Annotated in this window: 23 protein-coding genes and 1 riboswitch; of the genes, 14 read left to right on the top strand and 9 right to left on the bottom strand. The window is 33.0% G+C overall.

Translation table 11 applies throughout. The annotated features are described in order from the left end of the window. Window positions 1-17: 17 nt before the first annotated feature. Window positions 18-749, bottom strand: coding sequence for a bifunctional demethylmenaquinone methyltransferase/2-methoxy-6-polyprenyl-1,4-benzoquinol methylase UbiE (gene ubiE / locus FEM21_RS15570; RefSeq protein WP_035662469.1), 732 nt, complete (start codon window positions 747-749; stop codon window positions 18-20). 161 nt (window positions 750-910) lie between these two features. Here ubiE and FEM21_RS15565 point away from each other — a divergent pair, with 161 nt between their 5' ends. Next, window positions 911-1,246: a hypothetical protein gene (locus FEM21_RS15565; RefSeq protein ID WP_051627639.1), complete on the top strand. Its 336-nt coding sequence runs from the start codon at window positions 911-913 to the stop codon at window positions 1,244-1,246. Window positions 1,247-1,311: 65 nt separating this feature from the next. Here FEM21_RS15565 and FEM21_RS15560 read toward each other — a convergent pair whose 3' ends face one another. Then, complete coding sequence (locus tag FEM21_RS15560) at window positions 1,312-1,794, bottom strand: dihydrofolate reductase (RefSeq protein WP_035662467.1); 483 nt, start codon at window positions 1,792-1,794, stop codon at window positions 1,312-1,314. A gap of 6 nt (window positions 1,795-1,800) precedes the next feature. Next, entirely contained in the window at window positions 1,801-2,136 is a 336-nt protein-coding gene (locus FEM21_RS15555; RefSeq protein WP_035662465.1) for a 2TM domain-containing protein, read from the bottom strand. 238 nt (window positions 2,137-2,374) lie between these two features. On the opposite strand from FEM21_RS15555, the gene FEM21_RS15550 reads away from it, so the two are divergent. After that, window positions 2,375-2,671 carry an isoamylase early set domain-containing protein gene (locus FEM21_RS15550; RefSeq protein WP_035662463.1) on the top strand — a complete coding sequence of 99 codons (297 nt, stop codon included), beginning with the start codon at window positions 2,375-2,377 and terminating at the stop codon, window positions 2,669-2,671. Between the two features lie 97 nt (window positions 2,672-2,768). Here FEM21_RS15550 and FEM21_RS15545 read toward each other — a convergent pair whose 3' ends face one another. From FEM21_RS15545 to FEM21_RS15530, 4 genes are all read right to left on the bottom strand, one after another. Next, entirely contained in the window at window positions 2,769-3,593 is an 825-nt protein-coding gene (locus FEM21_RS15545) for a thymidylate synthase (RefSeq protein WP_035662461.1), read from the bottom strand. 72 nt (window positions 3,594-3,665) lie between these two features. Further along, window positions 3,666-4,283 (bottom strand): bifunctional nuclease family protein, encoded by a 618-nt coding sequence (locus tag FEM21_RS15540; RefSeq protein ID WP_035662459.1) that lies wholly within the window; start codon window positions 4,281-4,283, stop codon window positions 3,666-3,668. Between the two features lie 151 nt (window positions 4,284-4,434). After that, on the bottom strand, window positions 4,435-5,403 hold the full coding sequence (locus FEM21_RS15535) for an electron transfer flavoprotein subunit alpha/FixB family protein (RefSeq protein WP_035662457.1): 969 nt from the start codon (window positions 5,401-5,403) through the stop codon (window positions 4,435-4,437). A gap of 143 nt (window positions 5,404-5,546) precedes the next feature. Then, window positions 5,547-6,293: an electron transfer flavoprotein subunit beta/FixA family protein gene (locus FEM21_RS15530; RefSeq protein ID WP_035662455.1), complete on the bottom strand. Its 747-nt coding sequence runs from the start codon at window positions 6,291-6,293 to the stop codon at window positions 5,547-5,549. A 266-nt stretch (window positions 6,294-6,559) separates the two neighbouring features. On the opposite strand from FEM21_RS15530, the gene FEM21_RS15525 reads away from it, so the two are divergent. The 6 genes from FEM21_RS15525 (at window position 6,560) to FEM21_RS15500 (ending at window position 14,243) form a co-directional block, all read left to right on the top strand. Continuing rightward, the gene (locus FEM21_RS15525; RefSeq protein WP_035662453.1) at window positions 6,560-7,537 is read left to right on the top strand and encodes a pyruvate dehydrogenase complex E1 component subunit beta; all 978 of its coding nucleotides are present in this window, start codon (window positions 6,560-6,562) and stop codon (window positions 7,535-7,537) included. A gap of 109 nt (window positions 7,538-7,646) precedes the next feature. Then, on the top strand, window positions 7,647-10,136 hold the full coding sequence (locus FEM21_RS15520; protein ID WP_035662451.1) for a DUF5686 and carboxypeptidase-like regulatory domain-containing protein: 2,490 nt from the start codon (window positions 7,647-7,649) through the stop codon (window positions 10,134-10,136). Between the two features lie 109 nt (window positions 10,137-10,245). After that, window positions 10,246-10,776, top strand: coding sequence for an inorganic diphosphatase (locus tag FEM21_RS15515; protein ID WP_035662448.1), 531 nt, complete (start codon window positions 10,246-10,248; stop codon window positions 10,774-10,776). 107 nt (window positions 10,777-10,883) lie between these two features. Then, on the top strand, window positions 10,884-13,370 hold the full coding sequence (locus FEM21_RS15510; protein WP_081824718.1) for a sodium-translocating pyrophosphatase: 2,487 nt from the start codon (window positions 10,884-10,886) through the stop codon (window positions 13,368-13,370). A 184-nt stretch (window positions 13,371-13,554) separates the two neighbouring features. Further along, a complete protein-coding gene (locus FEM21_RS15505) occupies window positions 13,555-14,031 on the top strand; it encodes a Dps family protein (RefSeq protein WP_035662447.1) in 477 nt (158 codons plus the stop codon). 26 nt (window positions 14,032-14,057) lie between these two features. Continuing rightward, window positions 14,058-14,243, top strand: coding sequence for a CsbD family protein (locus FEM21_RS15500; RefSeq protein WP_035662445.1), 186 nt, complete (start codon window positions 14,058-14,060; stop codon window positions 14,241-14,243). Between the two features lie 67 nt (window positions 14,244-14,310). On the opposite strand, the gene FEM21_RS15495 is transcribed toward FEM21_RS15500, so the two are convergent. Together FEM21_RS15495 and metK are read right to left on the bottom strand one after the other, a co-directional pair. Next, a complete protein-coding gene (locus tag FEM21_RS15495) occupies window positions 14,311-14,925 on the bottom strand; it encodes a deoxynucleoside kinase (RefSeq protein ID WP_035662442.1) in 615 nt (204 codons plus the stop codon). A gap of 170 nt (window positions 14,926-15,095) precedes the next feature. Further along, complete coding sequence (gene metK / locus FEM21_RS15490) at window positions 15,096-16,346, bottom strand: methionine adenosyltransferase (RefSeq protein WP_035662440.1); 1,251 nt, start codon at window positions 16,344-16,346, stop codon at window positions 15,096-15,098. Window positions 16,347-17,298: 952 nt separating this feature from the next. Here metK and FEM21_RS15485 point away from each other — a divergent pair. From FEM21_RS15485 to FEM21_RS15460, 6 genes are all read left to right on the top strand, one after another. After that, window positions 17,299-17,505 (top strand): hypothetical protein, encoded by a 207-nt coding sequence (locus FEM21_RS15485; RefSeq protein WP_035662438.1) that lies wholly within the window; start codon window positions 17,299-17,301, stop codon window positions 17,503-17,505. Between the two features lie 173 nt (window positions 17,506-17,678). Beyond that, a riboswitch (SAM riboswitch) is annotated at window positions 17,679-17,782 on the top strand. 66 nt (window positions 17,783-17,848) lie between these two features. Beyond that, window positions 17,849-18,829 carry an alpha/beta fold hydrolase gene (locus FEM21_RS15480; RefSeq protein ID WP_236353691.1) on the top strand — a complete coding sequence of 327 codons (981 nt, stop codon included), beginning with the start codon at window positions 17,849-17,851 and terminating at the stop codon, window positions 18,827-18,829. 5 nt (window positions 18,830-18,834) lie between these two features. Further along, window positions 18,835-21,246 carry a bifunctional aspartate kinase/homoserine dehydrogenase I gene (gene thrA / locus FEM21_RS15475; protein WP_035662435.1) on the top strand — a complete coding sequence of 804 codons (2,412 nt, stop codon included), beginning with the start codon at window positions 18,835-18,837 and terminating at the stop codon, window positions 21,244-21,246. A gap of 119 nt (window positions 21,247-21,365) precedes the next feature. Next, window positions 21,366-21,800, top strand: a complete 435-nt coding sequence (locus FEM21_RS15470; RefSeq protein ID WP_035662433.1) for an OsmC family protein — start codon at window positions 21,366-21,368, stop codon at window positions 21,798-21,800. Window positions 21,801-21,896: 96 nt separating this feature from the next. Beyond that, a complete protein-coding gene (locus tag FEM21_RS15465) occupies window positions 21,897-23,069 on the top strand; it encodes a trans-sulfuration enzyme family protein (protein ID WP_035662430.1) in 1,173 nt (390 codons plus the stop codon). Between the two features lie 57 nt (window positions 23,070-23,126). Continuing rightward, on the top strand, window positions 23,127-23,537 hold the full coding sequence (locus FEM21_RS15460; protein ID WP_035662427.1) for an RrF2 family transcriptional regulator: 411 nt from the start codon (window positions 23,127-23,129) through the stop codon (window positions 23,535-23,537). Window positions 23,538-23,570: the final 33 nt, after the last annotated feature.

Below are 23,570 nucleotides of genomic sequence, written 5' to 3'. Positions count from 1 at the left end.
TTTAAAACGAAACTTAATTATTGTTTAGACGCTACATATATTGTGGCAACACCAAAAGTTTGAGGTAATGCTTTTACATCTATAAACCCAATTTTTCTCAAAATATTGTTTAACGCTTCACCATAAGGAAATGCTGCAGCCGATTCAGATAAATAACCATAGGCTACATTGTCTTTTGAGAATAATTTTCCAATAATAGGAAGAATATTTTTACTGTAAAAATTATAACCTTGCTTGTATGGCGTTTTATCCGGAACTGAAGTTTCTAAAATAACAAAAGTTCCGTTTGGTTTTAAAACTCTTAAAATTTCAGCAAAACCTTTTTCCAGATTTTCGAAATTTCGAACCCCAAAACCAACAGTTATCGCATCAAAATGATTGTCAGGAAACGGAATGTTTTCTGAATCGCCTAGAATCATTTGGATCCTATTGGATAGATTTTTCTCTGCAATTTTTTTAACTCCTACTTCCAGCATTCCGGCTGAAATATCTAAGCCTGTAATTTTTTTAGCTTTAGTATTTGCCATTAAAATAGCAAGATCACCAGTTCCTGTGGCAATATCAAGAATAGTTTCCGGATTAGATTTAGCAACTATTTGCAAAACTTTTTTTCTCCATTTAACATCTATTCCAAAAGAAATTACACGATTTAAATTATCGTAATTTCCTGATATAGTGTCAAACATTTTTGCAACTTGTTCTTTTTTGCCTAACTCAGAGTCTTTATAAGGGGTGATATTTTTAGCCATTTTTTAAATTTTGACAAATATACTATAATGCAATTTAAGTTAGTGTTCAAATTGACTTTCAAATTCAATTATTGTTGCTTTTATTTTTGATTTTTATATAATGTAAAAAATCACTAAAAGTGGGTATTGTATTACATTGTTGTAATGCCGAAATTTATCCCATGAATTTATTTACAATAATTAATAAAGAATTGAAGGTTCAGCTCAAATGGTTATTTTTTGCGTTGGTAATTGCATTTGCTCTTGTGTTATATTTTGACGGCGCTGCTTTGGTTAAAAGTTGTGCTTTAATGAAAACGCAAAATACGTTCTTAGGACTAAATTTATTTTTAGAAATTTTAATTTTCTTTGCCTTTAGCACCTTTGTGGTATTTGGTATTAAAGGCTTTTTTGAGATGTTTTCTAAAAAAGTAGCTAATAATATTATTCTCATTTCAGGAATGAGTTTGCTATTGATAAATTTAGTATTATTAGGTCAGATTATTTTTCAAGATTAGAACTTTCTCTAAATTATTATTGCAATTTAAGTTTAGAGAAAACACCTCAATAAAGAGGTGTTTTTTTATTTTCGAATATAAGTTTCAAAACTATAATCGTACAGATGTTTCTCGTCTTTTGATTGAAAATCGCTATTGATTAATTTCCATTCTTCGGGTTTGATTTCAGGAAAAAAAGCATCGGCTTCAAAAGAGTGATGAACTACTGTAAGTTCAATTTTATCAGCATAAGGCATGGCTAATTTATAGATTTCGCCACCGCCAATGATAAAAGACTCTTCGTTTTTAGGGCATTTTTCAATGGCTTTTTCGATACTGTCAACAACGATACAGCCTTCGGCCTGATAATCAGATTGACGTGTAATGATAACATGTGTGCGGTTAGGCAATGGTTTTGGAAAACTTTCAAAAGTTTTTCTTCCCATTATAATGTAGTGAGCTGTAGTTAGGTTTTTAAAACGTTTAAAATCGTTAGGTAAATGCCAGACTAATTGGTTGTCTTTTCCAAGTGCCTTGTTTTCGGCTGCCGCCGCAATCATTGTAATCATTCGTAATTATTTAGTAGAAGAGTCTTCGTTTATTTGATTGTTTAACTCTTTTATTTTATTTTCCTGTAAGGTTACTAATTTCTCAATTTGTTCTTTTTCCCAATTTTTACTCATGAAACGATCGGTAATAAAAACTTTGATGAAATGTAAAATAAATATAAAAAGCCAGGCAGTAATGAGCCAAATATGCCAGTCTGCATTTTGATTAAAATCAAAAACTTTAGTAGCGACAAATAAAAATAAAGCAGCTAAAAATAATAGTACAAAATGAAAATAGACTATTCTTTTTTGTTTTATACGTTTTCGGGCATATTCGTATAATTCATATTGTTCCGTTTTCATAGGTTGATTTTTTGTTTATAAAGATAAAATTTAATTTGGAAATGTCTCTTTTGACTAAGATATTTTTGAAATTAAGGAGTCTTATTTTTTGTTTTTTGAAAATATATTCCTCTTAAATTTGAGAGATTAGTTTGTTTTTAACATTTTATAAAGCATTATCTTAAAACTTACTTTTAGATGTTTCAACTTCGAATAAATTGACTTACTTTGTTTTCATAAATCTATAAATGAAATAGTTATGCCAATTAAAAAACAGTTCATAAAGTCAAAACCGGTTTGTAAAGTTACATTTTCTATTGAGGCTAAAGAGGCAGCTCAGGTTGCAGTTGTTGGCGATTTTAATAATTGGAATCCGGAAGAAGGAACTTTAAGTAAATTGAAAAACGGAACTTTTAAAGGAGCTTTCGATTTAGATAAAGATGCTGCTTACGAGTTTAAGTATTTAGTTGATGGAGAATATATCAACGAAACTGAGGCTGATTCTTATAAATGGAACGAATTTGCAGGTGCAGAAAATAGCGTTTTAGAGGTTTAATCTAAAACGCTATTTTTTTAAAATATCAATAAAAAAATCCCAAATTCCAATTGTTAACTTGGAGTTTGGAATTTGTTTAATTTGGAATTTCTAAAACTTATACCGCTACGCTTCCTTTTATGGTTTCGTGAGGTTCATAACCTACGAGAGTGAAATCATTATAGTCGAAATCGAAGATGTTTTTTACTGCTGGATTTAAAATCATTTTTGGTAATGGTTTTGGATCACGCGATAATTGCAATTCTAATTGTTCGAAATGATTATTGTAAATGTGTGCGTCGCCAAAAGTGTGAATAAAATCTCCTGGTTCAAGATCGCAAACCTGTGCAATCATCATGGTTAATAGAGCATAAGAAGCAATATTAAACGGAACTCCTAAAAAGATATCAGCGCTTCTTTGGTACAATTGACAGGATAATTTTCCGTCAGCAACATAAAATTGAAAAAAGGCATGACATGGAGGTAGCGCGGCTTTATTGTTAGCTACGTTTTCTTCAAATGACTTTTTAGTATCTGGTAATACCGAAGGATTCCATGCCGAAACAAGCATTCTGCGACTGTTAGGATTGGTTTTTAATTCCTGAATTAAATCCGAAATCTGATCAATTTCTTCGCTATTCCAGTTACGCCATTGGTGTCCGTAAACCGGTCCTAAATCCCCATTTTCATCTGCCCAGGCATCCCATATTTTTACACCGTGTTCTTTAAGGTAACTAATATTAGTTTCGCCTTTTAAAAACCAAAGCAATTCGTAAATGATTGACTTAAGATGTAGTTTCTTAGTGGTAACCATTGGAAAACCTTCGCTTAAATCAAAACGCATTTGGTAACCAAATACACTTTTAGTTCCTGTTCCAGTTCGGTCGCCTTTTTGGCAGCCGTTTTCCATAACATGTTTGACTAAATCCAGATATTGCTTCATTGTTAATGATAATTTGTGGATTTGGTAATTTGTTAATTCGAATAACCGAAAAAACAAATAACCAAATTAAATTTACGATTCTCTTTTTGAAATTTCGTCTCTAATATTGGCAGCTTTTTCGTAATCTTCCTGCTCAACAGCCTGAGCTAATAAATCATTTAATTCCTGAAGACTAAATTTAATGTATGCGCGACCACTATTTTCTGATTCTGTTGTAAATTCCGGATTTGAAATAATGTCATCCATTTGCTGGCTGTCTTTATCTCCATCAGGATTTGTTTTTAGGTAAATACCTGCTTTGTCCAGAATGTTTTTGTAAGTAAAAATAGGTGCGCTAAAGCGTAGTGCCAATGCAATAGCATCCGAAGTTCTTGCGTCAATTATTTCTTCTATTTTGTCTCTTTCGCAAATAATACTGGAGTAAAATACACCATCAACCAGCTTATGAATTATAACTTGTTTAACAACAATGTCAAATCGTTCAGCAAAATTTTTGAATAAATCGTGAGTTAACGGGCGCGGAGGTTTTATTTCTTTTTCTAAAGCGATAGCGATAGATTGGGCTTCGAAAGCTCCTATAACAATAGGTAGTTTTCTTTCGCCGTCTACTTCATTCAAAATCAAAGCGTAGGCCCCATTTTGTGTTTGGCTGTATGAAATTCCTTTTATGGATAATTTGACTAAGCTCATAATTGTTGAAATGAAAAATCTAAGTTTTTTAATTTTGAATTCTTTCTTGACTAATTTTAGGCTGCAATATTAATTAAAAATTCTGCCAATAAGCAAAGATACGATTATCTTATTTTATTAGGCAGAATTTTTTTTATTAGGTGTAGCTCAACTATGAGTTTTGCGCTTTGTATTCTTTTAATTTTTCAATTAATCTAGGAACAACATCAAAAGCATCGCCTACAATTCCGTAGTCCGCAACTTTAAAGAAAGGAGCTTCAGGGTCATTGTTGATGACAACTTTTACTTTAGAAGCATTAATTCCGGCAATATGCTGGATGGCACCTGAAATTCCTACTGCAATATATAAGTTAGTTGCAACCGGTTTTCCTGTTTGTCCTACGTGTTCAGCGTGTGGTCTCCATCCTAAATCAGAAACTGGTTTAGAGCAGGCAGTTGCAGCTCCCAGAACAGCTCCTAGATCTTCGATTAAATTCCAGTTTTCAGGACCTTTTAATCCGCGGCCGCCAGATACTACGATATCAGCATCAGCAATAGATACTTTTCCTGATGATTTTTCTACTGATTCTACTTTGATACCAAAATCATTATCTGCAATGTTTGGACTAAAAGTTTCCTCGGTTAAAGAAGATTCATTTTCGAAAATACCATAAGAGTTTTTGGCTAAGCCAATCACTTTAATATCAGTATTGATTTCTGTTACATTAAATGCCTTGTTAGAAAAAGCATTTCTTCTTACCTGAAAAGGAGCAGTGCTTACTGGTAATCCTACCACATTTGAAGCAAAACCGGCTTCAAGATTTACAGCTACTAATGAAGAAAGGTAAATGCTGTTAGTGCTTGAAGAAAGAACTACTAATTTTGTGTTTTCCTGTTGAGCAGCCTGCTTGATAACATCGGCATAGGCTTTAGCATTAAATGCTGCTAATTTGTCACTGTTTACTTTTAATACTTTATCAACTCCGTATTTAGATAATTCAGCAACGTTTTCTGTATTTATTGTTAAAGCAGTTACTGTAGTTCCTACAGATTCTGCTACTTTTTTTGCATAAGAAGCAATTTCGAATGCTACTTTTTTAAATTTTCCTTCGGCCGATTCGGCATATATTAATATTGACATGATGATTTCGGATTTCAGAATTTAGATTTCAGATTTCAGAATCTGGAAACTAAAAACTTGATTTATATTATGTTTTAAATTAAAGATTATAAGAGGTTTTTTTTTAACTGCAGTTTGCAATCTAAAATCTGCAATCTAAAACCTTAAATAACCTTTGCTTCGTTATGTAACAAGTTAATTAATTCGTCTAAATTATCTGGAGAAATCATTTTTACTGCCGATTTTGGAGCTGGTTTTTCGAATTTTACCACTTTTGTATTTGCAGTAACCCCAACAGGCTCGATCACATTCAGAGTTTTAGTTCTTGCTGTCATAATTCCTCTCATGTTAGGAATACGTAAATCTTTTTCTTCAACGATTCCTTTTTGAGTACCAATAATTAATGGTAATGAAGTAGAAATACTTTCTTTTCCGCCATCAATTTCACGAACTGCTTTTACATTTGTTCCGTCAACAGTGATATTAATACAGGAATTTAAAAAATTGTAATCTAAAAGTGCTGCAGTCATTCCAGGAACCATTCCTCCATTATAATCTAATGATTCTTTTCCGGCAATGATTAAATCGTAAGCGCCTGATTTTATAACTTCGGCTAATTGTTTAGCAACAAAAAATCCGTCTGTAGGTGTAGCGTTGATACGAATTGCTTCGTTAGCGCCTATAGCTAATGCTTTTCTTAAAGTAGGTTCTGTTTCCGGACCGCCTACATTTACTACAGTTACAGTAGCTCCTTGTTGTTCTTGGAACCAAATAGCACGGGTTAATCCAAATTCGTCATTAGGATTGATTACATATTGTACGCCATTTGTGTCAAATTCAGTATCAGCGTTTGTAAAGTTGATTTTTGAGGTAGTATCAGGAACATGACTGATGCAAACTAGTATTTTCATGTTTGGATATTTTAATAAATTTAAGAAGATTGAGTTACAAAATTAGAATAATATTTCGAATATTTGGTTATAAAAGACGACTAGCTTACGTGTTTTGTTTAGATTTATTCTAATTAACAGCTTTAAAAAGCGGTAAAAAACAGGATATATTCACATACCAATGATAAGATGTTAGAATTTAAGGCGGATTATTTAAGTTAATTTATGCTTTAAATGGTTTAAAATATTTATTTTTGCTCTTCAGAAAATTCAACATACAATATAATATGAGAACAATACAATTTAGAGAGGCCATTTGTGAAGCGATGAGCGAAGAAATGCGTCACGATGAATCCATATATTTAATGGGCGAAGAAGTTGCAGAATACAATGGAGCATACAAAGCTTCAAAAGGAATGCTAGCTGAATTTGGCGAAAAAAGAGTAATCGATACTCCTATTGCTGAGCTTGGTTTTACAGGAATTGCAGTAGGTTCGGCAATGAACGGTTGTAGACCAATTGTAGAATATATGACATTCAACTTCTGTTTAGTTGGTATTGATCAAATTATAAATAATGCTGCTAAAATGCGTCAAATGACAGGAGGACAATTTAATGTGCCTATCGTTTTTCGTGGACCAACTGCTTCTGCAGGTCAATTAGGAGCTACTCACTCTCAGGCTTTAGAAAACTGGTTTGCTAATACTCCGGGTTTAAAAGTTATCGTGCCTTCAACTCCTTATGATGCTAAAGGTCTTTTGAAATCAGCTATTCGTGATAATGATCCTGTAATTTTCATGGAATCGGAGCAAATGTATGGTGACAAAGGTGAAGTTCCAGACGGAGAATATGTAATTCCTATTGGAGTTGCTGATGTTAAACGTGAAGGAACTGATGTAACTATTGTTTCTTTTGGAAAAATTATCAAAGAAGCTTTTATTGCTGCTGATGAATTAGCTAAAGAAGGAATTTCTTGTGAAGTAATTGATTTAAGAACAGTTCGCCCTATGGACAATGAAGCAATCTTAAAATCAGTTAAAAAAACAAATCGTTTAGTAATTCTTGAAGAAGCTTGGCCATTTGCAAGTATTTCTTCTGAAATTACGTATATTGTTCAGGAACAAGCATTCGATTTCCTTGACGCTCCAATCCAAAGAATTACAACTGCAGATGCTCCTGCACCGTATTCTCCGGTATTGTTGAAAGATTGGTTGCCTAATGCAGCTGATGTTGTGAAAGCAGTAAAGAAAGTAATGTATAAATAATACATAACAAATACTATTAAGGCTTCATCTTACGTTAGTTTGATGGAGCTTTTTTTTTAAATCTACACTATCTCGTTTGATTAATAAAAAGCGATAAATGCCTACATATATGAATAAGAAGTACCTGTTTTTAGTTCTGTTTTTTATAGTGTCTTTTTTTTCAACACTTTTAGCCCAAACGAAAGTGAGTGGTGTAGTTGTAGATAAATCAAATCAGCCGGTTCCTTTTGCTAATGTGGTTTTGAAAGGTTCTAATTTGGGTGTGATGTCTAATGAAGATGGCCGTTTTTATATAGAATCGCCTACTACTTATACTACTTTAATAGTTACTTCGGTCGGTTTTTCAGATAGGGAAATTACTTTAGATAAAGCAATCAATTATAATTTCAAGGTTCAGTTAAACGATGTCGAAGAACTAAAGGAAGTAGTTATTTACACTGGGAAAACTTCGAAAAAGAATAATCCTGCATTGGATATTTTGAGAAAAATATGGGCAAGGAAACGAAAAAACGGACTCTATCAGTTTGACCAATACCAAATGGAAAAGTACGAGAAAGTAGAATTTGATATGAATACTATTGACAGTGCTTTTATGAAGAGTAAACTTTTTAAAGGAATGGAATTTGTCTTTAAACATGTTGACACTTCAAGAGTTACCGGAAAAACATACCTGCCTATTTTTATTAATGAATCTTTAAGTGATGTTTACGGAAGTAATAAGCTTAATAAAGTAAAGGAGAAATTAAAAGCCAATAAAAATTCCGGATTTAGTGATAATCAGCAAATTTTATCATTCATAAAAGATTTGTATTCAGATTATAATATTTACAATAATCACTTGACTTTTTTTGACAAAAGTTTTACAAGTCCTTTGTCTAAAACAGGAATCGATGTGTATAATTATGTGCTAAGAGATAGCGCTTTTATCGATAAAAAATGGTGTTATAATATCTTATTTTATCCAAGGCGTAAAAACGAGTTGACTTTTAAAGGAGATTTTTGGGTCAACGACACCACTTTTGCAATCAAAAAAATTAATATGGCAGTAACTAAAAGTGCTAATATTAACTGGGTAAAAGACATTTATATCGAACAGGAATTTGAGGTAGAAAACGATTCTGTTTTTCTGCTTACCCGTGATCATATGATGTCAGATTTTGCTTTGAATAAAAAAGAAGAATCTAAAGGTGTTTATGGAAAGCGAACGACTTTATATCAAAATCATAAATTTAATATCGAAAAACCGGCATCTTTTTATAAAGAAGAAGTCAATTATATTGATAATGAGGTTTATAATAAATCAGATAGATATTGGGACGAAAATCGTTTTGAAAACCTAAATAAAGATGAACGAGGCGTTTATAAAATGCTGGATACCTTACAAACAGTCAAAAAATTCAAGCAATTGTATAATTTGGTTTCCATATTAGGAAGTGGTTATATTCAGTTTGGACATTTTGATTATGGACCAATATTCTCAACATTTGGTTATAATGAAGTCGAAGGAATCCGATTGCGAGCCGGAGGACGAACTTATTTTGGTCCTAATGACACTTGGCGTTTGCAAGGATATACCGCTTATGGATTTGATGATAATAAATTCAAATATGGCGTTTCAGGAAAATGGATGCTTGACAAGAAAAAACGATTAATCATTTCAGGAGGAAACAGGCGGGATGTAGAACAAATTGGAGCGAGTTTGACTACTACCAATGATGTTTTGGGCAGAAGTTTTGCTTCATCTTCATTATTTAATACAAGTAGCAACGGGAAATTAACCAATATTAATTTATCGAATGTAGCTATAGAAATGGAGCCTATTAAAAATTTGACTTTTCAAACCGGTTTTTCGTATCGAACATTAGAATCAGCGTCGAATACGTTTAGTTTAGATTATTATACTGATCAAACATTTACAACTACTAATAGTCAGGTAAAACAATCAGAAGTGAATTTTCAGGTTGAATTTACTCCTAATAGAAAAACGATTGGTTATGGAGTAGAAAGAAGTAATGTAGATAGTCCGTTCAGTCGCTTTTTTGTCAATTTTAGTCATGGATTTAAAGGTTTGCTGGATAGTGATTTTCAATATGAAAAAGTGCAGTTGTATTATAAACAGCCTATTATTATTGGTCCTCTTGGACGAACAAATCTAATTGTTGAATTAGGAAAAATTTACGGAACAGTTCCTTTAGGTTTGTTAAGCGTTGTTCCCGGAAATCAATCTTATTTTTCGATAGACAACACTTTTAATAACTTGAATTTTTACGAATTTGTAACCGATCAATATGCTACTTTACAATGGGAGCATAATTTTGGAGGAAGAATTCTAGGGCGTATACCATTTATGCGAAAATTAAACTGGAGAGAAATTATTGGTGCAAGAACAGTTTACGGAACAATATCGGATGCTAATAAAGCTATGAATGCATCAGGATTAGTATATACAGCTCCGGAAAATGCTTATTGGGAATACAGTGCAGGAATTGGGAATATTTTTAAAGTTTTCCGAATTGATTTTACCTGGAGAGGAAATTATTTGAATAATCCGGATGCGCAGAAATTTTCTATAAAAGGCTCATTTGGTTTTTATTTCTAATAATTTATAAAAGTTTTGTTGCTCTTTTTAAGGGCAAATGTTTTGCTATAAATAAGGAATTAAATTACTTTTGTGCCCAAATAAATTCAACTTAAGATAATAAATAAAAATGACTGCAGACAAAATAAACACTTTCGATGTTCTTGTCGAAATTCCAAGAGGAAGTAGAAATAAGTATGAGTATGATTTTGAAATCAAAAGAATGCGTTTTGACAGAATGTTATTCTCTTCAATGATGTACCCGGCTGATTACGGATTTATTCCGGAAACTTTAGCTCTTGATGGTGATCCATTAGACGTGTTAGTGTTAATCAATGAACCAACTTTCCCTGGATGTGTTATCGAAGTAAAACCTATTGGGGTTTTCCACATGGCAGATGATAAAGGACCAGACGAAAAAATTATTTGTGTACCAGTTTCAGATCCAATTTGGAATTCATTAAATGATTTATCAGATATCAACCCACACTTACTAAAAGAAATCGAGCATTTCTTCCAGGTTTACAAAGATCTTGAAAACAAAAAAGTAGATGTTGAAGGATGGGGTAATTTAGAAGAAGCTAAAGCTATCATTAAAGAATGTACTGATCGTTTCAATGCGATTGAAAATAAACCAGAAGGGTTATTTAGTATTAAATAATTTTAAAGGTTATACAATTATAAAAAAGCAATATTCCTCCGGAGTATTGCTTTTTTTGTTTAAATTCGTTTGTATACTATTGATTATTAACCTTAACCAAATGATTTATGAATGAATTTATGATTTATTTGCCAATAGTTATGGCAATCATCGGACTTTTGTACATGTCAATTAAAAGAGCCTGGGTGTTAAAACAAGATCCTGGCGACGGTAAGATGGCAACTATTTCAGAACACATTTATGAAGGGGCATTAGCTTTTCTCAAAGCAGAGTATCGGTTGTTAACTGTGTTCGTTATTTTAGCAAGTATTGTATTAGCAGGAATTACTTTTTTGCCCGGAGTTAAAACACATTTATTAATAGTTATCGCATTTGTTTTTGGTGCTTTCTCCTCTGCTTTGGCGGGAAATATGGGGATGAGAATTGCAACGAAAACTAATGTAAGAACCACTCAGGCAGCCCGTACTAGCTTACCTCAGGCACTAAAGGTGTCTTTTAGCGGAGGAACTGTTATGGGACTTGGAGTTGCAGGATTGGCAGTTTTAGGTTTAACAGGTTTTTTTATTTTATTCTTTCATGTTTTTATGGGAGGTGTCTGGACGGATACTGAAGGAATGACAGTAGTTTTAGAAACTCTGGCAGGATTTTCTTTAGGAGCAGAATCGATCGCTTTATTTGCCCGTGTTGGAGGTGGAATTTACACTAAAGCTGCCGATGTAGGCGCTGATTTAGTGGGTAAAGTAGAAGCAGGAATTCCTGAAGATGATCCTCGTAATCCGGCAACAATTGCAGACAACGTAGGGGATAACGTAGGAGATGTTGCCGGAATGGGTGCTGATTTATTTGGTTCGTATGTTGCAACAGTTTTGGCAGCAATGGTTCTTGGAAACTATGTTATAAAAGATATGGGCGGAAGTATTCAGGATGCTTTTGGAGGTTTTGGACCTATTTTGTTGCCAATGACAATTGCTGGTTTCGGAATATTATTTTCTATTATTGGAACAACATTAGTTAAAATTTCAGATGATAATGCAAAAGAAGCTCAGGTACAAGCCGCATTAAATAAAGGAAATTGGGTTTCAATTATTTTAACGGCTGTGAGTTGTTACTTTTTAGTGCAATATATGTTGCCTGAAGTTATGAAGATGGAATTTTTTGGTGAAGGAGTTAAAGATATTTCTTCGATGCGGGTTTTCTATGCTACAATTATAGGTTTGATTGTCGGTGGTGCTATTTCTTCAGTGACGGAATATTACACAGGATTGGGTACAAAACCAGTGTTAGCTATTGTTCAAAAATCATCAACTGGAGCAGGAACTAATGTTATTGCTGGATTAGCAACGGGAATGATTTCTACTTTTCCAACGGTATTATTGTTTGCAGTGGCAATTTGGTCTTCTTATGCTTTAGCAGGATTTTATGGTGTGGCATTGGCGGCTTCGGCAATGATGGCTACAACAGCTATGCAATTAGCTATTGATGCTTTTGGACCAATATCAGACAACGCCGGAGGAATTGCCGAAATGAGCGAATTGCCAAAAGAAGTACGTACCAGAACCGATATTTTAGATTCAGTTGGAAATACAACTGCTGCAACAGGAAAAGGATTTGCAATCGCGTCGGCAGCGTTGACTTCTTTGGCTTTATTTGCTGCTTATGTCACTTTTACCGGAATTGACGGAATCAATATTTTTAAAGCACCTGTTTTAGCGATGTTGTTTGTGGGCGGAATGATTCCTGTAGTTTTTTCGGCTTTAGCTATGAATTCTGTTGGAAAAGCAGCAATGGATATGGTGTATGAAGTTCGCCGACAATTCAAAGAAATTCCGGGAATTATGGAAGGAACCGGAAAACCTGAATATGGAAAATGTGTCGAAATTTCGACCAAAGCGGCTTTGCGCGAAATGATGCTTCCGGGAATTTTGACTATAGGTTTTCCTATTTTGATAGTCTTGTTAGGGAAATTAGTGTATGCGGATAATAATCAGCTAATTGCTGAAATGCTGGGAGGATATATGGCTGGAGTAACGGTTTCGGGAGTGCTTTGGGCAGTTTTTCAAAATAATGCCGGAGGAGCCTGGGATAATGCTAAAAAATCTTTTGAAGCGGGAGTTTTGATTAATGGAGAAATGACCTATAAAGGATCAGATGCGCACAAAGCAGCAGTTACCGGAGATACTGTTGGTGATCCATTCAAAGATACTTCAGGACCTTCGATGAATATCTTAATTAAATTGACATGTTTAATAGGTTTGGTTATTGCTCCAATTTTAGGAAACGGAAGTCATACTATAGGAACTACTGCTTCTTGTTGTACTACGATAGGAACTTGTACTTTGATGTCTAAAGAAGAATGTGTAGCCAAAGGTTGTACCAATAAAAAGTGTGAACATCATAATGCTGTTATGGTAGGGCATTGTGATATGAAAAAATGTGCTACAATGAGTAAGGAAGAATGTGCAAAAATGTGTGATAGTTTAAAATGTACACCTGAGCAAAAAGCGAAATGTTTGTCTCATTATGATGCTAATGGGAAATTTGTTCATCCATCAGCAGCTTCATCAGTCAAGAGTTGTTGTGCTCCTAAAAAGTAAATTTAGAAATAAAGAAAAATGCCTTGCGATTGCGAGGCATTTTTTGTTTTTAATAAGCTCTGTTTGGAAAGAATTATTGATAAATTGAAATTGTATAACAATCTGAAAAAACTATATAAAGGAAAAAATGTATTGCTAAGATATCTTTGTAAAGAACACATTAAATAACAAAAGCATAAATAATATGGAACCAAAAATTGGAATCACAAAAAAAGAGCTTGAGTCAAGTATTAATTGTTTGACAACTATTTTAGCAAATGAAGTATTGCTTTATACTAAGACAAGAAAATTTCATTGGAATGTAGCAGGAAATAGTTTTATGGAGTTGCATAAATTATTTGAAGCACAATATACTGCATTAGAAAAAGAAATAGATGAGGTAGCTGAACGAATCAGTAAACTAGGTGCAAAAGCAATAGGAACTATGAAAGAATTTATAGATCATTCTATTTTAAAAGAAAACCCGGCTAGCGTTATAGAACAGCAAGCCATGCTGAAAGAACTCCTGGTAGATCATGAAACGGTATTGAAGCAATTAAGAGAGTTTATTAAATCGGTTGAGGAAACGGATGATTTTGGAACTGCTGATTTTATCACAGGATTGCTTCAAAAGCATGAAGATAAGTCGTGGATGTTACGTCAATATATAAATCAAAAATAATATAATAATTATAAAAATTAGAAATCATGAATAGTACAGAAATCAAAGGAACCTGGAACGAGTTAAAAGGAAAATTAAAGCAAAAGTATGCTGATTTAACAGAAGACGATTTGTTATACGAAGAAGGTAAAGAAGATGAATTGTTTGGAAGATTACAGCAAAAAATCGGAAAAACTAAAGAAGAAATTACTAAATGGTATAATGAGTTATAGACTTCATTGTAATTAGTAAAGTTAATATAAAAGAAAAGCCGCTTCGATATTGAAGCGGCTTCTTTGATTAAAATAATCCGTTTAATTCGGCATTTATTCTTTCGATAATGTTTCCTAAATCTTCAGGATTGTCAACAAAATTAATTTTATCGACATCTATAATTAGTAATTTTCCTTTGTTGTAAGTATGAATCCAGGCTTCGTAACGTTCGTTCAAACGGCTTAAGTAGTCAATAGAAATAGAAGTTTCATATTCGCGCCCGCGTTTGTGTATTTGACCTACTAAATTTGGAATAGAACTTCTTAGATAAATTAATAAATCAGGTGCTTTTACCGTAGATTCCATTAATTCGAAAAGAGTAGCATAATTTTGGAAATCACGATTAGTCATTAATCCCATAGCATGCAGATTGGGAGCAAAAATGTGTGCATCTTCATAAATCGTTCTGTCCTGAATTACTTTTTTTCCGCTTTCGCGAATTTGCATCACCTGACGAAAACGGCTATTCAGGAAATAAATTTGAAGGTTGAAAGACCAGCGCTCCATTTGGTGATAAAAATCATCCAGATAAGGGTTGTCAACTACATCTTCATAATGTGGTTCCCACTTAAAATGTTTCGATAATAAAGCTGTTAATGTTGTTTTTCCTGATCCTATATTTCCTGCTACTGCTATGTGCATTATGATGTTACGATTTTATGAATTGTTATTTCCTTTTAATGTAAAAATAGAAAAAAAATAGTCTCTATTATCGGGTTTTTAAATGAATTTGAACTTTGTTCTTTGTTGTGACAGAATAAAAAAAGCCACTCATCGAAATGAATGGCTTTTAGTATAATTAGACTTGGATATTACAATCCAAAAGCAGTTTTAATTTGTGCTACATAATCCAATTTTTCCCATGTAAACAATTCTACAGTTACAGTTTTTTCGTTTCCGCCTGGAGCTGAGAAAGTTTTAGTAACCACTTCTGGATTACGTCCCATGTGACCGTAAGCAGCAGTTTCGCTATAGATAGGATTTCTTAATTTTAAACGTTGCTCAATAAAGTAAGGACGCATATCAAAAATAGCTTCTACTTTTTTAGCGATTTCACCATTAGTTAAATTTACTTTTGAAGTTCCGTAAGTCTCAATGAAGATTCCCATTGGTTCTGCAACTCCAATTGCATAAGAAACCTGAACTAAAATCTCGTCAGCGACACCAGCAGCTACTAAGTTTTTAGCGATATGACGTGTTGCATAAGCAGCACTTCTGTCAACTTTAGATGGATCTTTTCCAGAGAAAGCACCACCACCGTGAGCTCCTTTTCCACCGTAAGTATCTACGATGATTTTTCTTCCTGTTAAACCAGTATCTCCGTGAGGTCCTCCAATAACGAATTTTCCTGTTGGGTTAATATGATAGTTGATTTTATCGTTAAATAAATGAGCGTGCTCTGGATTTTTAGCAATGATTCTTGGGATCAAAATTTCGATAACATCTTTTTTGATTTTAGCAAGCATTGCAGCTTCTTCGTCAAAATCGTCATGTTGAGTAGAAATTACGATAGCGTCAATACGTACAGGTACATTGTCATCGCTGTATTCTAAAGTAACCTGAGATTTTGCATCAGGACGTAAATAAGTAATTTCGTTGTTTTCGCGTCTTAAAGCTGCTAATTCTTTTAAAAGTTTGTGTGATAAATCTAATGCTAATGGCATGAAGTTCTCAGTTTCATTAGTAGCATAACCAAACATCATTCCTTGGTCACCAGCACCTTGCTCTTCAGGATTTTTACGGTCAACACCTTGATTGATATCTGCAGATTGTTCGTGAATTGCTGAAAGAATTCCGCATGAATTAGCTTCAAACATATATTCGCTTTTAGTGTAACCAATTTTTTTGATTACATCACGAGCAATTTGTTGAACGTCTAAGTAAGTGTTTGATTTTACTTCTCCGGCTAGAATAACCTGACCTGTAGTTACTAAAGTTTCGCAAGCTACTTTTGAATCAGCATCAAATGCTAAGAAATTATCAATTAATGCGTCTGAAATTTGATCTGCAATTTTATCTGGATGTCCTTCACTCACAGATTCTGACGTAAATAAATAGGCCATAATATATAATTTTTTAAAATTAATGGAGGAAAAAGGACTGCAAAAAAGACTAAAGGAGAGTTTCTGCTTTAGCATTTTTTTTCTACTGAAAATTTCAGTAATCATAATGAATTTGTGTCATTATGAAGAGGTTGCAATCAGTTCAAATTTTTCCTCTTTGTGTTTTGAGGTGCAAAGGTATGAAACCATTTTTGAATTGTAAATTAATCTTTAGTAATTTTTTAAATTAAAAAATGAGTTGCTTTTGTTTGAAATCAAACTTTATGAATTACCAAAAGTTTTTAAAATTTGAATGTTACTCATTAATAAGGTTAATTTAAACTACAGTTAACATTGGATCTGGATTTACGTTGTATCTTTGAAATATCAAATCAGAAGAGTGGAATGGAGCTAATTATTGAATTATCTTGGGTAAAAAGCTCTTATTTGATTTGTTTTTTTAGGCTTAAGCTTTAAAACAATGTTAAAAAACATAATTAACTGTTAATTACAATGATTAACGATTAATTTTATTAAAAAGATAACGAGTGGTAAAGAAAAATTTATATCTTTGTGACTCTAAAGAAAAAGAAAAAAATGAATTTTATTATTTGTAAAAAATCGATGGTCAAAACTAAAGAAATCTGCAGGAGTGCGATAGCTTAACTTTTTTTATTCAAATAAGATTAAAATATAGCAAAAAGCCTCCTGAGAAATCGAGAGGCTTTTTTTTATAGCAAATAATAAATATAAACAATAACAATGATTACGATTAATAATAAGAAAAATAAACAGTTTTCAGTCTCTATGCTTTGTGCAAAGATGCTAGTCTGTTGATACCCAAAAGAATCGTTTATATAGTATAAACCCTTTTGGTGTAATAGCCAAAAGGGTTTTTTTATTTAGAAAAATAATTATCAGAAATAACAAACAATAAGCAAAAACAAGTCGAATAAATTAAATTTTAAAAATCATGAACACAAAAACAATTATTACAAGAGCATTAGATCTTATCAGAGGTATAAGGACTACTAGTACTACCGAAAATGAAAATAGGGTAGAGTTAACAGATAATAGATTTGGTATTAACACAGATGCGGATCTTAAAGATCAAAAAAAGGTGTCTGATTCATTAACATTTTTGATGTATTCTAAAGAAAATGAAACACTGTTTATCTAAATATAGTTTTGTAAATATAGTATTCAAACGCAGGTGATTTCTGGATTTTGTGTTCAGTAATGACTTGCGTTTGTTTGTTATACAGTAGCTGGTTTAAAACTAAATCAGCAAAATTTGTTTGTTTGAAAAAATTGTAGTTACTTTGTGCCTTTAAAGTTCGTAAACGTATTGAAATGTTATAAAGAAAGCTTGAGGGAATAGACCCAATGATGGCTTAGCAACCCTTTGCAAAGAAGAAGGTGCTACATTCTATCCGTCATGGCGGAAAAGATAACAACAATAAAGCTTTCCTTTTAGCTTTCTTTCTAATATTTCCATATCAATCATAGTTAAAGATTTGAAATTGGAAAATAATCCCAATCACATTATAATACAAAATTTCACTACCGAAAGTGGTGTTCTTTATCCTGTTATTAATTTAAGTTATCAGCTTTTTGGTCCTGTGCTGCATACGGCTCCTGTTGTATTAGTTAATCATGCGTTGACCGGAAATTCTCAGGTTATAGGTTCGGCAGGTTGGTGGAATGAATTAATTGGAGAAAATAAAACGATTGACACTAATCAATACAGTATTCTTGCTTTTAATGTTCCTGGAAATGGATACGATGGTGCTATTTTAGAAAATTATTTTGATTTTACTGCCAGAGACATTGCAAAACTCTTTATTGCAGGAGTTAAATATCTTGAAATTGAACAATTGTATGCTATTATTGGTGGTTCAGTAGGTGGCGGAATTGCATGGGAAATGATTGCTCTAGAGCCTAAATTGGCTTTGAATATTATTCCAATTGCAACCGACTGGAAATCGACGGATTGGTTAATTGCAAATTGTTTTTTGCAGGAGCAAATTCTAAAAAATTCCTGTAATCCAATTGAAGATGCAAGAATTCATGCGATGCTGTGTTACAGAACGCCGGAATCTTTCAAATTAAAATTTGACAGAACCATTAACGAAGAATTAGCTATATTTAATATCGAAAGTTGGTTATTGCATCACGGTAAAAAACTGCAAAAACGCTTTCAATTGGCTTCTTATAAAATGATGAATCAGTTGCTAAAAACGATTGATGTAACCAGAAATGCGGATTCATTTGAAGTATTTGCTTCAAAAATTGAGGCTTCGATACACATAATTGGTATTAACTCAGATTTGTTTTTTACTGCAAAAGAAAATAAAGATACTTTTCAGGAATTAAAAAAATACAATGTAAAAGTTTCTTATCAGGAAATCGAATCAGTTCACGGACACGATGCTTTCCTGATTGAATATGAACAATTAAACAACTTACTTGCTCCTGTTTTTAGTAGCAATACAAAAATATAATTGAGATGAAAATATTAAAATTTGGAGGAAAATCGTTGTCTAACGGCGAAGGAATCAATAAAGTAGTTTCTATAATTGCTGATAAAGTAAACCAAGGTGAGCAAATTTCTATTGTGGTTTCGGCACGTGGAAAAGCAACTGATGAATTAGAAGAAATTCTTGGTGTTGCTGCTAAAAATGCTGATTATAAAACTTTATTAGAAGAATTCAAAAAATACCAGCAAGATGTTTATTCAGAAGTTGATTTGTCTGAAGAATTTGCTGTTTTAGATAAATTATTCGAAGGTGTAAGCTTAATTGGCGATTATAGTTCGAAAATTAAAGATCAAATTCTTTCTATTGGCGAATTACTTTCGGCTAAATTATTGACAGCAATTTTAATCGAAAAAGGAATCAATGCTAAATTTGCCGATTCAAGAACTTTCTTAAAAACCGATTCAAAATTTGGTGATGCACAGCCTTTAGAGCAAATTTCGAAGAAAAATGTAATTCAATATTTCAAAGAAAATAGTTCTTTTGTTAATGTTGTGACTGGATTTATAGGTTCGAATAATAATAATGTTACCACTACTTTAGGTAGAAACGGAAGTAATTATACGGCTTCTTTATTAGCTAATTATTTAAATGCTAAAGAACTTCAGAATTACACTCACGTTGACGGAATTTATACTGCTAATCCTGATTTAGTTGCTGATGCTAAGAAAATTGACCGTTTGACTTTTAACGAAGCTAATGAGTTGGCAACTTTTGGAGCAACAATTTTACATGCAAAAACTATAATTCCTTTGATTGAAAAAAATATTCCTTTACGAATATTAAATACGTTCAATCATGAAAACGAAGGAACTTTAATAACAGCAACTTCAACAACAGGAGGAATCAAAACACTTTCAGTTTTAGAAAATCTGGCTTTAGTCAATCTTGAAGGTAGAGGTTTATTAGGAAAAACAGGAGTTGACGCCCGTATCTTTAAAGTAATGGGTGATAACGATATTAGTGTAAGTATCATTTCTCAGGGTTCTTCAGAAAGAGGAATTGGTTTAGTTGTTGCCGAATCTCAGGCTACCAAAGCGATGATTGAATTAGAAAAAGAATTCGAAAATGATTTCTATTCTAAAGACGTTAATAAAATTTCGGTGACTGATGATGTTTCGGTGATTTCTATTATTGGACAGGACTTAAGTACTTTTCATAAACCTTACACGGCTTTGATTCGTAACAAAATTGTGCCTATTTTGTTTAACAATACCGTGACAGGAAAAAACGTGAGTTTGGTATTTAAAAAATCGGAACTGAATAAGGCATTAAATGTTATTCATGGTGAGATTTTTGGAGTGGCTAAAAAAATTAACATTGCTGTTTTTGGACACGGATTAGTTGGAGGAACTTTGATTAACCAAATTTTAGAATCGGCAGTTGCTATTGAGAAAAGAAAAGATATTAAGTTGAATGTTTTTGCAATAGCTAATTCTAAAAGCGTTTTATTGAATAAAGATGGAGTAACGCCAAATTGGGTTAACGAAATTCAAACTAACGGATTTTCATATACAATTGATGACATTATTGCTTATGCTAATGAGCATCATTTAGAGAATTTAATTGCTGTAGATAATACCGCAAGTGCTGCATTTGTTGAAAATTATATTCCGTTGGTTGAAAATGGTTTTGATTTAATTTCTTCAAATAAAGTAGCCAATACATTGAGTTATGGTTTTTATAAAGAGCTGAGAACAGTATTGACTGATAACCAAAAAAGTTATTTGTACGAAACCAATGTTGGTGCAGGTTTACCGTTGATTGATACTATTAAATTGTTGCATCTTTCGGGAGAAAATATTACTAAAATTAAAGGTGTTTTCTCAGGAACTTTGAGTTATTTATTCAACAATTTTTCAGCCAAAGATGTTCCTTTTAGTGATATTTTAAAAGAAGCAATTGACAACGGATATACGGAGCCAGATCCAAGAGAAGATTTATGTGGAAATGACGTAGGTAGAAAATTATTGATTTTAGCAAGAGAATTAGATTTGCAAAATGAGTTCGAAGAAATTGCAATTCAAAACTTAATTCCGGAGCATTTACGTGAAGGAAACGTTTCCGATTTCTTGAATAAATTGAAAGAATTTGATCCAATTTATGATAAAATAAAAAGTGAACAAGAACCAAATCATGTGTTGCGATACATAGGTGAATTATCTGGTGATTTACAAAATGACAAAGGAAATCTGGAAGTTAAATTGGTTTCAGTTCCTTCAGATACAGCTTTAGGCGGATTAAAAGGTTCAGATTCTTTCTTCGAAATATATACGGAATCTTACGGAGACAGACCGATTGTTATTCAGGGAGCAGGAGCAGGATCGGCAGTAACGGCAAGAGGAGTTTTTGGAGATATTTTGAGATTGTCGGATAAAGGGTAAAATGCCCTTCCGACCTCCCCGAAGGGGAGGAGACTAGTGAAAAATATTATTAATATTAAAAAAGGCTTACCTCCAGTCTTAACTCCCTTCCCTTTGGGGAGGGTTGGGGAGGGGATAAAATGAAAATAACATTAGACAGAGTAAACGAAAACTTCCACTTTCAATTAAAAAATGAAAGAGGACATATAGTAAATGTAGATGCACGTCCAGATTTCGGAGGAAATGATATGGGACCAAGTCCGATGGAATTAGTCTTGATGGGAGTTGCTGGTTGTAGCGGAATTGATATGATTTCGATTCTGAAAAAACAACGTCAGGAAATTACTTCTTTCAAAGCTGAGGTTGAAGGAGAGCGTGTTCAGGTGGGCGAAGCAAAACCTTTTAAAGATATTCATGTGGTTTTTTCTTTGGAAGGAAATATTAAAGAAGACAAAGCAGCAAAAGCGGCACAATTGTCTTTCGAAAAATATTGCTCAGTTTCAAAAACTGTAGAACCAACAGCTACGATTCACTACAAAGTGATTTTAAACGGAGTAGAATTAGCGAAAATCTAAGAAATAGATTTTTTGCTTAATTAATAATTAATAACAATTCTCCAGTTACGGCTCCCTCTCCTTTGGAGAGGGTCGGGGAGAGGAAAATAATAAAAAATGGACGAACAAGAATTTGGTTTTGAAACACAAGCCATCCGTACACACATAGACAGAACACAATATCAGGAACATTCAACACCTTTGTTTTTGTCTTCAAGTTTTATATTTGAAGATGCAGAGGACATGAGAGCTTCTTTTACTGAAGAAAAAGAGCGTAACATTTACAGTCGTTTTTCTAATCCTAATACAACTGAATTTGTAGATAAGGTTTGTGCAATGGAAGGAGCTGAGGCGGGTTATGCTTTTGCAACAGGAATGGCAGCTATTTATTCTACTTTTGCGGCTTTGTTGAGCGCTGGAGATCATATTGTGTCGGCAGGAAGTGTGTTTGGTTCGACTCATGCGTTGTTTATGACTTATTTTCCAAAATGGAATATTACAACTTCTTATTTTGATATTAATAAACCGGAAACAATTGAAAGTTTTATTCAGCCAAATTCTAAAATTTTATATGTAGAAACGCCAACTAATCCTGGTGTTGATGTTATTGATTTAGAATTATTAGGGAATATTGCTAAAAAGCACAATTTGATTTTAATTGTTGATAACTGTTTTGCAACGCCATACATTCAGCAGCCTATAAAATATGGTGCTCACATTGTGGTGCATTCGGCAACAAAATTAATGGATGGTCAGGGAAGAGTTTTAGGTGGAATTGCAGTTGGACAAGCTGATTTGATTCGTCAAATTTATCTTTTCTCAAGAAATACAGGTCCTGCATTGTCACCATTTAACGCTTGGGTATTGTCTAAAAGTATTGAAACATTAGCTATTCGTGTCGAAAGACATTGTGAAAATGCTTTGAAAGTAGCTGAATTTTTAGAAAGTCACCCTAATGTAAATAGTGTGAAATATCCTTTTCTAAAATCACATCCTAAATATGAAGTAGCTAAAAAGCAGATGCTTTTAGGGGGTAATATTATTGCTTTCGAAATTAAAGGAGGTATTGAAGCTGGTAGAGCATTTTTGGATAAAATAAAATTATGTTCGCTTTCGGCAAATATTGGAGACGCAAAAACAATTGTAACACATCCGGCTTCTACTACGCATAGTAAGTTATCTGTAGAAGAGAAATTATCGGTTGGAATTACCGAAGGTTTAGTGCGTGTTTCTGTAGGTTTAGAAACCGTAGCAGATGTAATTGCTGATTTAGAGCAAGCGCTTTCTTAAAACAATCATAAATCTAATCCCGATAACTATCGGGATTGCTTTCTAAAATCAATATAAATGCTTTCAAAGAAAACAAAATACGGAATTAAAGCTTTGACTTTTTTGGCGCGTCAGGAAGATCAGACTCCTGTGGCTATTGCTGATATAGCAAAGTCAGAACATATTTCGTTAAAATTTTTAGAAAGCATTTTGTTGCTTTTGCGTCACTCAGGTTTTTTGGGTGCCAAAAAAGGAAAAGGCGGAGGTTATTATCTAATTAAAGAACCAAAAGATATTAATATGGCAAAGGTGTATCGCATTCTTGAAGGTCCTATTGCTTTGTTGCCTTGTGCGAGTCATAATTTTTATGAGCCTTGTGATGATTGTAATGATGAGGCTACTTGTGCAGTACGAAGATTGATGGCTGAAATACGTGATAATACACTGATGATTTTAGAAAACAACACTCTGGCTGATATAGCTTTCTAAAGGTTATTTGATATAAAAAAAGAGCTCATTTAT

Origin of the sequence: Flavobacterium seoulense (genome assembly GCF_000695795.1) — a bacterium.
Classification (GTDB): Bacteria; Bacteroidota; Bacteroidia; order Flavobacteriales; family Flavobacteriaceae; genus Flavobacterium; species Flavobacterium seoulense.
This window is presented reverse-complemented; position numbering and strand designations above follow the sequence as displayed.

Coding starts and splice junctions, on each gene's coding strand:
- FEM21_RS15540 (WP_035662459.1), bottom strand. CDS start 4,283: ATGAGCTTAGTCAAATTATCCATAAAAGGAATTTCATACAGCCAAACA.
- FEM21_RS15470 (WP_035662433.1), top strand. CDS start 21,366: ATGAAAATAACATTAGACAGAGTAAACGAAAACTTCCACTTTCAATTA.
- FEM21_RS15505 (WP_035662447.1), top strand. CDS start 13,555: ATGGAACCAAAAATTGGAATCACAAAAAAAGAGCTTGAGTCAAGTATT.
- ubiE (WP_035662469.1), bottom strand. CDS start 749: ATGGCTAAAAATATCACCCCTTATAAAGACTCTGAGTTAGGCAAAAAA.
- FEM21_RS15550 (WP_035662463.1), top strand. CDS start 2,375: ATGCCAATTAAAAAACAGTTCATAAAGTCAAAACCGGTTTGTAAAGTT.
- FEM21_RS15465 (WP_035662430.1), top strand. CDS start 21,897: ATGGACGAACAAGAATTTGGTTTTGAAACACAAGCCATCCGTACACAC.
- FEM21_RS15485 (WP_035662438.1), top strand. CDS start 17,299: ATGAACACAAAAACAATTATTACAAGAGCATTAGATCTTATCAGAGGT.
- FEM21_RS15515 (WP_035662448.1), top strand. CDS start 10,246: ATGACTGCAGACAAAATAAACACTTTCGATGTTCTTGTCGAAATTCCA.
- FEM21_RS15525 (WP_035662453.1), top strand. CDS start 6,560: ATGAGAACAATACAATTTAGAGAGGCCATTTGTGAAGCGATGAGCGAA.
- FEM21_RS15565 (WP_051627639.1), top strand. CDS start 911: ATGAATTTATTTACAATAATTAATAAAGAATTGAAGGTTCAGCTCAAA.
- FEM21_RS15500 (WP_035662445.1), top strand. CDS start 14,058: ATGAATAGTACAGAAATCAAAGGAACCTGGAACGAGTTAAAAGGAAAA.
- thrA (WP_035662435.1), top strand. CDS start 18,835: ATGAAAATATTAAAATTTGGAGGAAAATCGTTGTCTAACGGCGAAGGA.
- FEM21_RS15545 (WP_035662461.1), bottom strand. CDS start 3,593: ATGAAGCAATATCTGGATTTAGTCAAACATGTTATGGAAAACGGCTGC.
- metK (WP_035662440.1), bottom strand. CDS start 16,346: ATGGCCTATTTATTTACGTCAGAATCTGTGAGTGAAGGACATCCAGAT.
- FEM21_RS15535 (WP_035662457.1), bottom strand. CDS start 5,403: ATGTCAATATTAATATATGCCGAATCGGCCGAAGGAAAATTTAAAAAA.
- FEM21_RS15555 (WP_035662465.1), bottom strand. CDS start 2,136: ATGAAAACGGAACAATATGAATTATACGAATATGCCCGAAAACGTATA.
- FEM21_RS15510 (WP_081824718.1), top strand. CDS start 10,884: ATGAATGAATTTATGATTTATTTGCCAATAGTTATGGCAATCATCGGA.
- FEM21_RS15495 (WP_035662442.1), bottom strand. CDS start 14,925: ATGCACATAGCAGTAGCAGGAAATATAGGATCAGGAAAAACAACATTA.
- FEM21_RS15530 (WP_035662455.1), bottom strand. CDS start 6,293: ATGAAAATACTAGTTTGCATCAGTCATGTTCCTGATACTACCTCAAAA.
- FEM21_RS15520 (WP_035662451.1), top strand. CDS start 7,647: ATGAATAAGAAGTACCTGTTTTTAGTTCTGTTTTTTATAGTGTCTTTT.
- FEM21_RS15560 (WP_035662467.1), bottom strand. CDS start 1,794: ATGATTACAATGATTGCGGCGGCAGCCGAAAACAAGGCACTTGGAAAA.
- FEM21_RS15460 (WP_035662427.1), top strand. CDS start 23,127: ATGCTTTCAAAGAAAACAAAATACGGAATTAAAGCTTTGACTTTTTTG.